The sequence below is a fragment of the Actinomadura sp. NBRC 104425 genome (assembly GCF_030269545.1).
GTDB lineage: Bacteria > Actinomycetota > Actinomycetes > Streptosporangiales > Streptosporangiaceae > Spirillospora > Spirillospora keratinilytica.
This window is the reverse complement of the sequence record NZ_BSTN01000041.1, coordinates 20,753-35,786: the sequence shown is the minus strand read 5'-3', so window position 1 is coordinate 35,786 and position 15,034 is coordinate 20,753. Positions and strand designations below refer to the sequence as shown.

The window sequence follows — 15,034 nt, the reverse complement described above, 5'->3', positions numbered from 1 at the left end:
GGGCCTCCTGGACGTCGGTGCAGATGTCGTCGCAATCCACACCGAAACCAGAAGGCCCTCCTGTCGTTCAACAACCACCCACGGCGTGTCGCCTGTCACCAACGTCCCCGAACAGCACACCTAGCGCGCCGAGATCGGGCGCGGTGTGATCGGGCGCGGTGTGATCGGGCGCGGTCGTGATCGGACGCGGTCGTGATCGGACGCGGTCGTGATCGGACGCGGTCGTGATCGGACGCGGTCGTGATCGGACGCGGTCGTGATCGGACGCGGTCGTGATCGGACGCGGTCGTGATCGGACGCCGTCAGGGACGCAGGGGCAGCTCGAACCACACCGCCTTGCCGTCGGCGGTGGGCCGGGCCCCCCAGCGGGAGGCGAGCTGGTCGACCAGGTACAGGCCGCGCCCGCCCTCGTCGGTCTCCCCCGCGCTGCGGATGCGCGGCAGCCGCATGTCGGAGTCGAACACCTCGACCCAGATCGCGTCGGCGCCGCGCCGCAGCCGCAGCCGGAACTCCTTGGTGGCCGGTTCGCGGCGGGTCAGCGGCAGGTCCAGCGGCGGCCCGGCATCGAACAGCGGCTCGGTCGCCGGCACGGGCGCGGGCAGCGGCCCGGACGCCGCCGACACCGCGTCGGGCAGGGACCAGTCGTCCTCGTCCACGTCGTCGAGCGCGCCGGCCAGCGCGTCGGCCGCCGACGGGGAGCTGTTGAACCGCACCGGCGGCGGCCCGTCGAGCACCAGCTCACGGCGCGGCCGCGGGGTGGCCGCGGTGTGCAGCACCACGTTGGTGACCACTTCCGACACCAGCAGGCAGGCCAGCTCGGCCTGCTCGTCCAGCATGCCCCAGGAGGCGAAGGTGTCGGCGGCCATCCGCCGCGCCTCCGACACCATGATCGGCTCGGCCGGGAAGGTGCGCTCCTCGACGGCCAGCTCCTCCGGAGAGGTGCGGATCACCACGATCGCCACGTCGTCGTCGATGTCGCCGGGCACCGCGTCGAACACCGCGCCCGCGATGGTCTCCACGTCCCGCCGCGCGACCGCGGCCACCGCCCGGCGGACCAGCTCGCGCGACTCCTCGCGGGTGTAGTACTCGCCGTCGGCGCGGGGCCGCCGGTCGATCAGCCCGTCGGTGTAGAGCACCAGCGTGGAACCGGGTTCAAGCTCGGCGGATTCCTCGTTGAAAAGGATCTCGCCGCCCACGCCCGGCGACCGCAGGCCGAGCATGCCGCCCTGGCTGCGGAAGGGCAGCTCGCCGACCTCGCCGTCGGTGATCAGCAGCGGCGGGTCGTGCCCGGCGTTGGCGAACTCCAGCACCCGCGACCAGGCGTCGTAGACGAAGTAGGTGCACGACACCAGCGGCGCCCGCACCTCGTCGTCGCCGGGCGGGGCCCAGCCGGACCGCTGCCGCTGCGGCCGGGTCATGGTGCGCACCCACTCGTCCAGCTTGCGCAGGATGTCGGCGGGCGGCTTGTCGTCCTGGGCGAAGGCGCGCAGCGCGGCGCGCAGCTGGCCCATCACGGCGGCGGCGCGCGCGCCGCGGCCCTCCACGTCGCCGATGACCAGCCCCACCCGGCCCGCCGACAGCGGGATCACGTCGTACCAGTCGCCGCCGACCTGGGTCTGGATGCCGTGCCCGTGCGACTCCAGCGGACGGGCCGGCTCGTACCGCCAGGCGATCTCCAGGCCGTCCAGCCGGGGCGGCCGCTCGCCGGGCAGCAGGTCCTTCTGGAAGGCCAGCGCGGTCTCCCGCTCCTCCTCGAACAGCAGCGCGTTGTCGATGGCCAGCGCGACCCGGCCGGCGATGGCGCCCATCAGGTCGCGGTCGAAGGCGTCGTAGTGCGGGTCGGGCCGCCTGGTCAGGTTGGACAGCGCCACGCTCATCACGCCCAGCAGCTCGCCGCGCACCAGCAGCGGCGCGGAGATCACCGAGGTGAGGCCGAGCTCGTCGCCCAGCTGCCGGCCGACCAGGTCGGGCGCGGAGAAGCGGTGCCGGACCATGTCCTCGACCAGCACCGTGTCGCGGCGGTTCATGGCCTTGGCGGCGAAGTGCCCCGCCGGGTAGGAGACCGGCTCGCCGACCTCGGGCCAGGTGCCGGGCGGCGGGGTCCAGTCGGCGGCGTGCCGGGACACCCGCCGGTACAGCCGGTCGCCGCTGAACAGGTCGATGAAGCAGTGGTCGGCGAACTGCGGCACCAGGGTCTCGGCGACGCGGCGCAGCGTGGTCTCCAGCTCCAGCGACCCGGCCAGCCGCTCGCCCACTCGCTCCAGCAGGCCGTAGCGCTCGTGCTCGCGCTGATTGCTGCGCAGCGCCTCCCGGGCGAAGATCACCACGCCGTCGACGGCGCCGGACGGGTGGCGCAGCGGCACGGCGTGCGCGCGGGTGTAGACGGTGGTGCCGTCGGCGCGCAGGTTGCAGAACGTGCCCTCCCACACGCCGCCCTTGAGGACGTGCCGGGCCAGTTCGGTGGCCTGCTCGTGGTCCTCCTCGGCGATGCCGAGCGACAGCACCGAGTGGCCGATCAGGTCGTCGCCGCCGAAGCCGAACAGCCGACGGGCGAACTCGTTGCCGTAGATGACGTTGCTGAAGCGGTCGCAGACGATGACCGCCATCTCCATCTGGTTCAGCACCGTCTCGGGGGGCAGCTGCGCCTCGAACGGCGGTTCGTCCGGTCGCTTCATCGGGCCGTCCGCCGCCTTCCGGCCGCCGCGCGGGCCCTCGCGGGCGCCGCCGCCCGTGCCAGACCGGACGGCGCAGCCGTCCCCGGTGTCGCCGCCCGCCGTTCGGTGATGCACCCTGCCGTCGTGCCCGCTCTCCTCGTGTCCGTGTGCGCCGCCGCGCCCGGCGGCCGCACCGCGCGAACGCCCGCTCCGGCCGCCGCGCTCAGGGCGGCCACAGTACGTGGCCGCGCGGCCGCCGCACGTATGTCATTGGTATTGAACGACGAATCGGCACTCGGGATACGCCCGAACGCCGTGGCGATGGGGAGATCTTCGGTATAGACGCGCAGGCATGGCGCGGGAAACCCGGAGGTGCCGGGCGTCGCGTTCCGCGTCGGGGACGGCGGTGGGGGCGGCACCGTACCGGGTTCAGCGGCCGCTGACGAACACGTGTTCGGCGATGGACCGCGGCAGTTCGCTGGCGTTGTCGTCGGCCTCGTCGTCACACGTCACCCGCACCCCGTCGTCGGTCGCCCGAAGAGTCACCTCTCGCCCCGGTTGTATCCCGATTCGCTTGAGTTTAAGCATCAGCTCGCTGTCGCCCTGCACCTGCTCGCTGATGCGGCGGACGACGGCCAGGGCGCCGTCCGGGCTCGCCGCGTCGCTCATCGACGACAGCGGGGCGGTGTCCCTGTCGTCGCCGTGCCCGCCGAGCTCGTCCAGGCCCGGGATCGGGTTGCCGTGCGGGCAGTGGGTGGGGTTGCCGAGCAGGGCGACCAGGCGCCGCTCGACCTCCTCCGACATCACGTGCTCCCAGCGGCACGCCTCGATGTGGACGTCCTCCCAGGGCAGACCGATCACATTGACCAGCAGGCACTCGGCGAGACGGTGCTTGCGCATGACCCGGGTCGCCAGGCTGCGGCCGGTCTCGGTCAGTTCGAGGTGCCGGTCCCCCTCGACCCTCAGCAGCCCGTCGCGCTCCATGCGCGCCACCGTCTGACTCACCGTCGGGCCGCTCTGTGAAAGCCGCTCGGCAATGCGTGCTCGAAGGGGAACGATTCCTTCCTCTTCGAGTTCCAGAACCGTACGGAGGTACATCTCCGTGGTATCGATCAGGCCGTGTGAGGTCACAGCTCCCTCCAGACTTGTGGATTCGAGTCTACGCGTTTCGCACCTCTCGCGATGGTGCCTGCGCATATCCCTTGGAGCGGATACGCGAAAACGCACGAAGACCGCGAATTCTTCCCATGACGCCGCACTGTTCCCGCAGGGTGACCCCAGGTCACGGCGGACCGGGGCCCTACGGGAGACCACCGCGGGAATGCCGCCCAGACGATCTTGGACTAAGGCGCGCGGCCCCATGGTGTTGTCGGGCGAGATGCGAGCGTGCCCTCCGCGGCCGGTGACGGCGCCGGGCGCAACGGTCTGGGGGAGCCGCCCCGGTCAGGACTCGCGGTCGGCCGCGGGTTCCTTCGGCTCGGATGCGCCGTCCGCGCGCACGGGCACGGCGGTACGGGTGTCGTAGCGCAGCAGGGCCGGAACGCACAGGCCCGCCACGACCACCAGGACCGCGCACGCGAGCCCGCCTCCCACCCAGGAGACCGTGGCCCCCGCGACGGCGGCGGTCGCCCCGGCGCGCAGGTCGCCGAGCCGGGGGCCGCCTGCGACGACCACGGTGAAGACCCCCTGGAGACGGCCGCGCATCTCGTCCGGCGCGTACGTCTGGAGCATCGTCTGCCGGAACACCGCCGACACCAGGTCGGCCGCCCCGCCCACGGCCAGCAGTGCCACGGCCAACCACAGCTGGTGGGCGAGCCCGGCGGCGGCGACGGCCAGGCCCCACACCACGATGGCGCCGACGAGGGCCGCGCCCTGCCGGTGCACCCGTCCGATCCAGCCCGACATCAGGCCGCCGACGACCGCGCCGATGGCGATCGATGCGTACAGCCAGCCGACCGCGCTCTCCCCGCCGAAACGGGTCTCGGCCAGCTCGGGGAACAGCGCACGCGGCATGGCCACGCCCATGGCGATGATGTCGACGACGAACGACATCAGCAGGACGGGCTGCGTGGACAAGTAGCGCAGTCCCTCGAAGACCGAGCGCAGGCCGGGCGCGCCCGTCACCTCCCCCAGCGGCGGGATGGGGGGCAGGCGCAGCGCCGCGTACAGGCCCGCGGTGAACAGCGCGGCGTCCACGGCGTAGGCGGCCGCATAGTTCCAGCGGGCCAGGATCACCCCGGCCACCAGGGGGCCGGCCAGCGTGCCGACCTGGCTGGCGGTGAAGTTCAAAGTGTTGGCGGCCGGGACGAGGGAACGGTCCAGCAGCCGGGGGATGATCGCGTTGCGGGTCGGGGACGAGACCGCGAAGCCCGTCGCCTGGACGGCCACCACCACCATGATCAACCACAGCTCGTCCCAGCCGAGCAGGGCCTGGGCGAACAGCAGCAGCGTCGCGACCCACATCACGCAGGACGAGCCGAACAGCAGCCTGCGCCGGTCCACGTGGTCGGCGACGGCCCCGCCCCACAGCCCGAACACGATCAGCGGGACGAGGTTGACGATGCCCAGCACGCCCACCCAGAACGACGACTTCGTCACGTCGTACACCTGGACGGGCACGGCCACGGCGGTGACCTGGAAGCCGACGAACGACACCGCCTGCCCCAGCCACAGCCGCCGGTAGGCGGCGTGCGCGAGGGGACGGGTGTCGATCGCGAGGGCGCGCAGCCGGCCGCCGCGGCCCACTCGCCCCGCGGCCTTCTCCGCCGTCTGCTCCGACGCCTGGTGCGCCGTCTGCTCTGCCGTTTGCTCTGCCGTCTGCGCGCGGGCCCGCTGCGGATCGGTGCCCTGTGGATCAGAAGGTTCGGAGGCGTTCTGCACGGTCTCGCTCGTCGGTCGGAAGTTAGTTAGCCGGGGTAATGAACCCGTCCAGACTACGAACCGACGAGCCCGCAACGCCAATCAGGACCCCGGCCGGGGCCGCGGGGCAGATGCGGCTACGGCGACAGGCGCTCCAGCTCCCAGGCGGCCGCGTCGGGGGACGGGCGCCGGTAGCGGAGCCGGTCGTGCAGCCGGTTGGGCCGCCCCTGCCAGAACTCGACCGCCAGAGGCACCACGCGGAACCCGCCCCAGAAGTCCGGCAGCGGGACCGCCTCGGCCTCGGCCCGGTCGCGTTCGGACCGCGCGGTCCGCTCGTCGCGGGCGGCGGGCGCCCCCGCGGACGCGGCGGCCGGATCCGGCCAGCGGGCGGACAGCTCGGCGAACCGGGCCTCCAGCTCGTCCCGCCCCGAGATCACCGAGGACTGCCGCTCGCTCGCCCACGCCCCGACGCGCGACCCGTACGGGCGCGTCTGGAAGTAGCCGGCGGTCTCCTCCCGCGACAGCTCCTCGACCGGGCCCGACACGATCACCTGCCGGTGCACCGCGTGCCACGGGAACACCAGCGTCGCGCGCGGGTTGGCGGCCAGGTCGCGCCCCTTGCGCGAGGTCAGGTTGGTGAAGAAGCGGAAGCCCGCCGGGCCGTAGCCCTTGAGCAGCACGGTGCGGGCGCTGGGGTCGCCGTCGGCCGAGGCGGTGGCCAGCACCATGGCGTTCGGTTCGGGCAGCCCGGCGTCCACCGCGTCGGCCAGCCACAGCGCGAACAGCTCCAAGGGGTCGGCGGGCATCGCCTCCTCCCTCAACTCACCCGCGTCGTAGGCGGCGCGCAGCCGCGAAACGTCGATCTCCGGTACGCGCGGAACCCCCGCGATATCGGCGCTTTGCGCACCGCTTGCCTCTGGCATCCGGCCGTCCACAGCGTCTGAGCCTCTCACCAGGGCATTGTGCATCTCACAGGGGCCTGGGTACTCAGCAGTAAGGGAGACACGGTTCAATGGCACGGCACCGCCTTATCACTATGGGGACGAAAGGCAGGACGACATGTCCGACTTCAAACCCGGGCTTGAAGGGGTCGTAGCCTTCGAGACCGAGATCGCCGAACCGGACAAGGAGGGCGGCGCCCTCCGCTACCGGGGCGTCGACATCGAGGAGCTCGTCGGCCGCGTCTCCTTCGGCGACGCCTGGGGGCTGCTCGTCGACAACAGCTTCGACCCCGGCCTCACCCCCGCCGATCCGCATGTCCTGCCGCTCCGCTCGGGTGACGTGCGCGTCGACGTCCAGAGCGCACTGCCCATGCTGGCGACGGCGTACGGCATGCGCCCCCTGCTGGACATCACCGACGAGGAGGCCCGCGCCGACCTGGCGCGCGTGTCGGTGACGGCCCTGTCGTTCGTGGCCCAGTCGGCCCGCGGCGTGAGCGTGCCGATGGTCCCGCAGAGCCGCGTCGACGAGGGCGAGACCATCACCGAACGGTTCATGATCCAGTGGCGCGGTGAGCCCGACCCCCGGCACGTGCGGGCCATCGACGCCTACTGGGTCTCGGCCGCCGAGCACGGCATGAACGCCTCCACCTTCACCGCCCGCGTCATCGCCTCCACCGGCGCCGACGTCGCGGCCAGCATCTCCGGCGCGATCGGCGCCATGTCCGGACCGCTGCACGGCGGGGCCCCCGCCCGCGTGCTGCCCATGATCGAGAAGGTCGAGCAGATCGGCGACGCCCGCAAGGTCGTCACCGACATCCTGGACTCCGGCGAGCGGCTGATGGGCTTCGGCCACCGCGTCTACCGGGCAGAGGACCCCCGCGCCCGCGTGCTGCGCCGCACCGCCAAGGAGCTGGGCGCCCCCCGCTACGAGGCCGCCAAGGCCCTGGAGGACGCCGCGCTGGCCGAGCTGCGCGAGCGCCGTCCCGACCGAGCCATCGAGACCAACGTGGAGTTCTGGGCCGCGGTCATCCTGGACTTCGCCGAGGTCCCGACCGCGATGATGCCCGCCATGTTCACCTGCGGCCGCACCGCCGGGTGGGCCGCCCACATCCTGGAGCAGAAGCGCACCGGCCGCCTCGTCCGGCCGAGCGCCCGGTACGTCGGCCCCGGCAGCCGGTCCATCAACGACGTGCCCGGCGCCGCGGAGGTCCTCAAGCGCACCGCCGGCTGACCCGGCCCGCCCCACCGCCCCGCTGGAGCGCATGAGGCCCCCGGCAGCGTCGCCGGGGGCTTCCCCATCTCCGGGCCCGTCCGGGTTTGCCATGATGGGCCGGTGACCGACCATGACCGGCTGGACGACGGGCCGCTGGACGGCGACATCGGCCCGGCGGCGGACGCGGCCCCGTCTGCGGACACATCCGCGGGCCCGTCCGCGGACGCCCGCGAGGAGGCCGCGCGCCTGGCCGAGGAGCTGCGCCGGTACGAGCGGGAGCGGGAGCTGCGGCGCCGCCGCACCGACGCCGTCGCGGGCCGCGTCACCGCCGTGCTCGTCGCGCTGCTGCTGGCGTTTCTGGCCTACGACTCGGTCAGCACGGCGCTCAAGGCCCGGGAGCGGCACGACCCGTGGATCTACCCGCCCGCCGTGATCGCCGCGCTGTGCCTGGCCGGGCTGGCCGCCCTGGCCGTCTGGGCGGTCCGCCGCTTGCGGTGACATCCCGCTCACCGGCGCGTCTCGCGATGTGAACCCGGCCGCTGCTCCACCCCGCAGGTCAAGTAGCCTTCTTCGGGTGACCGAGAGCGCTGACAAAGCCATAGTCATTCCCGAAGACCTCAAGCCCGCCGACGGGCGGTTCGGGTGCGGCCCGTCCAAGGTGCGGCCCGAGCAGCTGGCCGCCCTGGCCGAGTCCGGGGCGCGGTACATGGGCACCTCGCACCGGCAGAAGCCGGTCAAGTCGCTGGTCGGCCGGGTGCGCAGCGGCCTGGCCGAGCTGTTCTCGCTGCCCGAGGGGTACCAGGTGGTGCTCGGCAACGGCGGCACCACCGCCTTCTGGGACGCCGCCGCGTTCGGCCTGGTGCGCGAGAAGTCGCAGCACCTGGCGTTCGGCGAGTTCTCCAGCAAGTTCGCCAAGGTCACGACGAAGGCGCCGTGGCTGGCCGAGCCGTCGGTGATCTCCAGCGAGCCGGGCACGCACCCGCGCGCCGCCGCCGAAGAGGGCGTGGACGTCTACGCCCTCACCCACAACGAGACCTCCACCGGCGTGGCCATGCCGATCGAGCGCCCCGCAGGCACCTCCGCCGACCAGGCGCTGGTGCTGGTGGACGCCACGTCCGCCGCCGGTGGTCTGCCCGTCGACGTCGCCGAGACCGACGTGTACTACTTCGCGCCGCAGAAGTGCTTCGCGGCCGACGGGGGCCTGTGGGTGGCGCTGATGTCCCCGGCCGCCCTCGCCCGGGTGGAGGAGATCGCGGGCTCGGGCCGGTACGTGCCGGAGTTCCTCAGCCTGCCCACGGCGATCGACAACTCCGCCAAGGACCAGACCTACAACACCCCGGCCGTGGCGACGCTGCTGCTGTTCGCCGAGCAGATCGAGTGGATGAACGAGCAGGGCGGGCTGTCCTGGACCACCGCCCGCACCGCCGACTCGTCCCAGCGGCTGTACACCTGGGCGGAGAAGACGTCCTACACCACGCCGTTCGTGGCCGACCCGGCGCAGCGGTCGCAGGTCGTCGGGACGATCGACTTCGTCGACTCGGTGGACGCGGCGGCGGTCGCCAAGACGCTGCGGGCCAACGGCATCGTCGACACCGAGCCGTACCGCAAGCTGGGCCGCAACCAGCTGCGCATCGGGATGTTCCCGGCGATCGACCCCGCCGACGTGGAGGCGCTGACGGCCTGCATCGACTACGTGGTCGAGCGCCTCTAGCACCGCCGGGCGGGGTTCGCCGCGCCGCCGGTCAGGCGGTGGCGGCGGACTCTGCGGCGCCCCGGGCGGCCGGCGTGAACCCGGCGCTGCCGAGCACGTGCGGCCGCCCGTCCGGCGATCGGGGGCACATGCCCGTGAAAGACGCCGACCGGCACCGGGCGGTTCGAGCGGGCGGCGCGGCCGAATAAGCTCGGATCCGTGAACCGTGCGCCCCGCTGGCTCCTGCCCACCGTGCTGACCGCGCTGATCCTGGCCGTGGTCGTCGGCGCCGTACTCGGCTGAGTCCGGCCGCGGCCGGCTCCCGGGCGGGCCGGACGGGCGGCGGAGGGGGCCGGCCGTCGGGGCGGGTCGTGTGATCGATCGGGTGCGGAACGGGGGAAGATCGGATCATGACGTCGCCGCGCCCGCGCCGAGCCGCACCCGCGTTCCCCGCGCGCACCGCCGTCCGGCTCGGCGCGGCCTGCGGCGCGGTGGCGGCGGCCGGTGCCGTCGCGGCGCCGCCCGCGACAGCGTCCACGACCGCGTCCACGACCGCGTCCACGGCAGCGTCCACGGCAGCGTCCACGGCAGCGTCCACGGCAGCGTCCACGGCAGCGTCCACGGCAGCGTCCACGGCAGCGTCCGCGGCAGCGTCCACGGCCCGCAGCGAGGTGGCGTTCACGATCCGGGACCCGCGCATCACCGAGTCCAGCGGACTGGCGGTCAGCAAGCGGCACCCCGGCATCGTCTACACCCACAACGACTCGGGCGGACAGGCGCAGATCTTCGCGCTGGGCCCCGACGGCAGGACGCGCGCCGTCCTGACCCTGGCGGGCGCGCAGGCCCGCGACTGGGAGGCCATGGCGCTGGGCCGCGACGAGCGGGGCCGTCCGGCGATCTACGTGGGCGACATCGGCGACAACATGGGCGGCGCCTGGCCCTCCATCACCGTCTACCGCATCCCCGAGCCCGCCGAGCTGCGCTCGCAGACGCTGCGCGCCACCGCGTTCCGGCTGAAGTACGAGGACGGGCCGCGCAACGCCGAGACCATGATGATCAATCCGCGCACCAACCGGCTGTACGTGGCCAGCAAGCTGTTCTCCGGGAAGATCTACGAGGCTCCGGCGCGGCTGCGCACCGGCGGGTTCAACACGCTGCGCCGGGTCGGCGACGCCCCGGGCATCGCCACCGACGGGGCGTTCTCGCCGGACGGGCGCCTGTGCGTCATCCGCACCTACTTCGGCGCCCGCGCCTACGCGGTGGGGTCCGACGGGCGGCCGGGCAAGTCGCTGGGGGCGATCTCCCTGCCCGGCCAGGAGCAGGGCGAGTCGATCACGTTCGCGGCGGACGGGCGGTCGCTGCTGGCCGGGTCCGAGGGCAGCGACCAGCCGGTGTACCGGGTGCCGCTGCCCGAGAACATGCTGCCCGCCTCACCCTCGCCGTCACCGGCGGGCGGGGGCGGGTCCGGTGCCGAGAACGGGCGCCGCGACTCGACCGGGGCGAGCGTGGGCCTGGTCGCCGCCCTGGCGGTCGCCGGGGTCCTCGGTTACGCCATCGCGCGGAAGCGTTCATGATCGTAGTCGTGGGATCGGAAAAGGGAGTGACGGCCCCGCCGGGGCCCGTGTGAGGATGCGGACTGTGGAGCACGAGCTGGTCGGCCTGCACGCCTCCGCGACCCGGTGGCGTCCGGTCGCCGCGGGACGGCTGGCCTTTCCGGTGGTGGCGCTGGCGCTGCTGCCGATCCGCCCGGTGTGGCTGTGGGCGGGGCTGCTCGGGGCGGGCGCGGCGGCACCGTGGATCGCCGGGGCCGTCGCCGCCCTGCGCCGCCGCCGTCCCCGGCCGTACTGGCGGCTGTCGGCGGCGGGGCTGGAGCGGGTGGCACCCGACGGCACGATCCTGACCCGGTATGAGCGGTCGCGGATCGAGGGCCTGGCGATCACCGTGGACGACGGCGGGCTGACCGTCCTGCACCGGTTCGGCCGCACGACGGTGGGCGGCCTGGACGCCATGGGCCTGGAGCCGCTGGCGGTTTTCGTGACCGCGCGCCGGCTGGGCATCCCGGTGTTCCTGCTGGACGGCGCCGTCTCGGGCCTGTCGGAGGACGGCGCGGCCGGTGCGGGCGGCGACCTCGGCCTGCCCCGCCATCACGTCGCCGAGCAGCGGCTGCTCGACCAGGAGGCGGCGCTGCTGGCCGCCGCGCACGAGCCGCCCCGCGAGGACCCGCCGGCGTCCGGCGCGGCGGGCGGGCCGGTGCGGCTGGCGTCGCCGGAGCCGGTGCCGGGACGGGGCCGCACCGCGGTGCTGGGCGCGCTGCTGGCCCTGCTGGGCGCCACGATGATCGCGCACATCGCGGTGGAGGGGACGGCCGACTTCGGCCGGCGGCTGGCGGCGGGCTGCTGGGCGGTGGCCGCCGTCGCGGGGGTCGCCGGAGCGTGGCGGCGGCTGCTGCGCACCGCCCGGGTGGAGTGGACGATCCGGCGCGACGGGCTGCTGGTGCGGACCCGGCCCGGGGCGCGGGAGGGCCTGCGGCTGGCCGCCGCGGACGTGGCGGCACTGGTCGTCGGCCCCGGGCTGGCCCTGGACCCGCTGACCGACGAGCCGCGGCGCGTCCCGCTGGCGGTGCTGGCGTTCGACCACCGGATGCGACTGCTGGCCCGGCTGCCCGCGCGCGGCCTGGACGGCTTCCAGCTGGCGCACGGCCTGGACGAGCACGGCTACCGGGTGGTCACGCCGGGGCCGCGCACGCCGCGCTCCCCCGCCTACGGGCTGGAGGGCCTGCCGGAGGTCTTCGCGCAGGTGCCGGGCGGGCGGCTGGTGGTGGCCGACGGCGGGCTCGGCTGGGTGGACGCCGCCGGCGACGTGGTGCTGCGCATGCCCGAGGACCGCATCGGCGGCATCGAGCTGCTGACGATCGCCGGGCACGCCTGGGTGCGGCTGTACGACTCCGACGGCGACGAGTTCTTCGCCGCGCCGCTGTCGGCGCTGCGGATCTCCCGCACCGACCTGCGCGAGTCGGCGCGGCGGGCGGGGCTGCCGGTGACCGACGCCGAGTACGACGCCTATTTGAGCGCGGCGTTCCATTCGGCGGTGTCCACGCTGTCGTCGGTGCCGTCGGAGGAGGCGGCGGTGCCGTCGCACGCGGCGGGCGGGTCCGGCGGCGAGGCGCCGGTGGAGACGTCGGGCGGCGCCGGTGCGGGTCCGGCGGAGGCCGCCCCGGACGCGCCGCCTGCGCCGTCCACCGCGCCCGGGGTGCTGCTGGACGCCACGCGCCGCTCCCGGGTCGCCTCGTACGCGATGAGCGTGCTGCTGTGCGAGTTCGTGGCGCTGCTGGGCGCGGTGTGGCTGGGCCCCGACCTGGGCGGTCTCCCGGGCATGGCGGCCTGGGCGGTGCCCGCGGGGGTGCCGGCGGGGCTGCTCGGCTACTGGCTGTACGACCGCAACCGGGCCCAGCTGCGCGTGTCGGCGGCCGGGGTGGCGGTGGTGACGCTGCGCGGCCGCGTCGAATGGGAGGTGCGCCGCGAGCTGATCGGCGGCGTGGGCGTGGACGAGTCCACCGAGCGGATGCCGCGGCTGGTGGTGTGGGGGCCGACCGGCCGGGTGCTGCGCCAGGTGACGTTCCCTCCCGACCTGGGCCGGCTGCGGCGCGCCTGCGAGCGCTACGGGCTGCCGTGGGGGCCGCCGGACGCCGACCGCCCCGCGCCGCCTCCCCCGGAGCTGTAGGGGCCTGGCAGGCGCTTTTGAAGGCCGCGGGAAGGCTGCCCGGGTCAGCGCAGGGGCCAGCTGTGCAGCGACTCGTACACGACCGTCGTGCGGCCCCTGCCGGGCAGGTGGCTGCGTATCAGGTGCACGTTCTCGGCCGTCCAGGTGCCGCCCGCGAACGCCGCCAGCGGTTCCAGCAGGGACCGCACGTCGACGGGACGGCGGCAGCGGGCCAAGGTGAGGTGCGGCCGGAACCCGGGGTGCTTGTCGGGCAGGGTGCCCTCGCGGCGTCCCGCGGCGGTCGTGGACGCGGCGAGCAGGGCCAGGTCGCGGCGGTCGCCGTACACGCCGGTCCACAGCACGCGGGCGTGCGCCGGGTTGGGGAACGCGCCCGCGCCCGCCAGTGACAGCGTGAGCCGCGGGTGGCGGGCGACGGCGCGTTCGAGGCGGGGCAGCAGACGCTCGTAGGTGCGCTCGTCCACCTCGCCGAGGAAGGTGAGCGTGATGTGCTGCTGGTCGGGGCGCAGCCAGCGCAGTTCGGGCAGGTCGTCCTGGAACGGGCCGATGAACTCCGCGAGCTCGTCCAGGATCGGCGGGGGCGGGACGACCGCCACGAACAGCCTCATGTGCACGTCCGGAAGGCCACCCGTCCAGCCTTTCAGCAGGCACGCCGCTTGTCACGCCCCCGTCATGTCCCCGGCGTCATGTCCCCTGCGGTGTCCGCGCGGCGCGACCGCAGCGCCCCCAGCACCGCCGCCGGGCGGCGGCCGGCGCGCGGGACGGCCAGCGCGGCGACGACCAGCACCGACGCCACGGCGACCAGGCCGCCGACGACGATGCTCATCCGCGGCCCGAACTGCTCGGCCATCCAGCCGACCACCGGGGCGCCGATCGGGTTGGTGCCCAGGAACACCAGCATGTAGAGCGCCATGACCCGGCCGCGCATCTCGGGCGCGACGCCGAGCTGCATGGTGGCGTTGGCGGCGGTGGTGAAGGTCATCAGCGCGATCCCGGTCGGCACCAGCAGCACCAGGAACGACCAGTACGCGGGCATCAGCCCGGTGGCGACCTCCAGCACGCCGAACAGCAGCGCCGCGCCGATCAGCAGCCGCATCCGGGGACGGGTGGCACGGCGCGCGGCCAGCAGCGCCCCGGTCAGCGCGCCCAGCGCCAGCATGCTGGACGCCAAACCGAACGAGGAGGCCCCGGTGTGGAAGACCTCGCGGGACACCAGCGCCACGGTGACCTGGAAGTTCATCCCGAACGTGGCGATGAACAGCACCAGCACCAGCACCACGGTCAGGTCGCGACGGCCCCACACGTAGCGCAGGCCCTCGCGCAGTTGGCCCTTGCCGCGGGCGACGGGCTCGGCGGTGTGCAGCTCGTCCTGCCGCATGGCGTACAGGCCGAACAGCACGGCGGCGAACGAGGCGGCGTTGAGCAGGAACACCGGGCCGGTGCCCAGCACCGCGATCAGCAGGCCGGCCACGGCGGGGCCGACCAGCCGGGCCCCGTTGAACGAGGCGCTGTTGAGCGCGATGGCGTTGGGCAGGTCCCGCTTGCCGACCATCTCGATGACGAACGACTGCCGGGTGGGGTTGTCGACGACGGTGGCCACGCCGAGCAGGAACGCCAGCAGGTACACGTGCCACACCCGGGCGGTGCCGGTGACGGCCAGCACGCCCAGCACGAGGGCGAGCACCCCCATGGCGGCCTGGGTGATCATCAGGACGCGGCGCTTGGGGTAGCGGTCGGCGATCACGCCGCCCCACAGGCCGAACAGCAGCATCGGCAGGAACTGCAGGCCGGTGGTGACACCGAGCGCGGTACCGCTGCCGTGCGTCAGGTCCAGCACGAGCCAGTCCTGGGCGATGCGCTGCATCCAGGTGCCGATGTTGGAGACGACCTGGCCGGAGGCGAACAGCCGGTAGTTGCGGACGCGCAGCGAACGGAACATGCCGCCGGTGGCCTGCTCGGC

Annotated in this window: 11 protein-coding genes; 5 read left to right on the top strand and 6 right to left on the bottom strand. The window is 74.0% G+C overall.

Annotated features, from left to right (window positions below; all coding sequences use genetic code 11):
* Positions 1–302: 302 nt before the first annotated feature.
* From QSK22_RS31825 to QSK22_RS31810, 4 genes are all read right to left on the bottom strand, one after another.
* Entirely contained in the window at positions 303–2,675 is a 2,373-nt protein-coding gene (locus tag QSK22_RS31825; RefSeq protein ID WP_285498185.1) for an ATP-binding SpoIIE family protein phosphatase, read from the bottom strand.
* Positions 2,676–3,083: 408 nt separating this feature from the next.
* Positions 3,084–3,785: an iron-dependent transcriptional repressor DtxR gene (locus tag QSK22_RS31820; protein ID WP_285498184.1), complete on the bottom strand. Its 702-nt coding sequence runs from the start codon at positions 3,783–3,785 to the stop codon at positions 3,084–3,086.
* Between the two features lie 312 nt (positions 3,786–4,097).
* A complete protein-coding gene (locus QSK22_RS31815) occupies positions 4,098–5,399 on the bottom strand; it encodes an MFS transporter (protein ID WP_285498183.1) in 1,302 nt (433 codons plus the stop codon).
* Positions 5,400–5,650: 251 nt separating this feature from the next.
* A complete protein-coding gene (locus QSK22_RS31810) occupies positions 5,651–6,436 on the bottom strand; it encodes a pyridoxal 5'-phosphate synthase (RefSeq protein WP_285498182.1) in 786 nt (261 codons plus the stop codon).
* Between the two features lie 136 nt (positions 6,437–6,572).
* Between QSK22_RS31810 and QSK22_RS31805 the strand changes: the two genes are divergently transcribed.
* The 5 genes from QSK22_RS31805 to QSK22_RS31785 all read left to right on the top strand — a co-directional run bounded on the left by QSK22_RS31805 (position 6,573) and on the right by QSK22_RS31785 (position 13,077).
* Positions 6,573–7,685 carry a citrate synthase 2 gene (locus QSK22_RS31805; RefSeq protein WP_285498181.1) on the top strand — a complete coding sequence of 371 codons (1,113 nt, stop codon included), beginning with the start codon at positions 6,573–6,575 and terminating at the stop codon, positions 7,683–7,685.
* A gap of 102 nt (positions 7,686–7,787) precedes the next feature.
* On the top strand, positions 7,788–8,165 hold the full coding sequence (locus QSK22_RS31800) for a hypothetical protein (RefSeq protein ID WP_285498180.1): 378 nt from the start codon (positions 7,788–7,790) through the stop codon (positions 8,163–8,165).
* Positions 8,166–8,241: 76 nt separating this feature from the next.
* A complete protein-coding gene (serC, locus tag QSK22_RS31795) occupies positions 8,242–9,378 on the top strand; it encodes a phosphoserine transaminase (RefSeq protein ID WP_285498179.1) in 1,137 nt (378 codons plus the stop codon).
* A 389-nt stretch (positions 9,379–9,767) separates the two neighbouring features.
* The gene (locus QSK22_RS31790; protein ID WP_285498178.1) at positions 9,768–10,931 is read left to right on the top strand and encodes a hypothetical protein; all 1,164 of its coding nucleotides are present in this window, start codon (positions 9,768–9,770) and stop codon (positions 10,929–10,931) included.
* A gap of 64 nt (positions 10,932–10,995) precedes the next feature.
* On the top strand, positions 10,996–13,077 hold the full coding sequence (locus tag QSK22_RS31785; protein WP_285498177.1) for a hypothetical protein: 2,082 nt from the start codon (positions 10,996–10,998) through the stop codon (positions 13,075–13,077).
* A gap of 44 nt (positions 13,078–13,121) precedes the next feature.
* On the opposite strand, the gene thpR is transcribed toward QSK22_RS31785, so the two are convergent.
* Together thpR and QSK22_RS31775 are read right to left on the bottom strand one after the other, a co-directional pair.
* The gene (thpR, locus tag QSK22_RS31780; RefSeq protein ID WP_285498176.1) at positions 13,122–13,682 is read right to left on the bottom strand and encodes an RNA 2',3'-cyclic phosphodiesterase; all 561 of its coding nucleotides are present in this window, start codon (positions 13,680–13,682) and stop codon (positions 13,122–13,124) included.
* Positions 13,683–13,744: 62 nt separating this feature from the next.
* The gene (locus QSK22_RS31775) at positions 13,745–15,013 is read right to left on the bottom strand and encodes an MFS transporter (RefSeq protein WP_285498187.1); all 1,269 of its coding nucleotides are present in this window, start codon (positions 15,011–15,013) and stop codon (positions 13,745–13,747) included.
* Between the last annotated feature and the right edge of the window lie 21 nt (positions 15,014–15,034).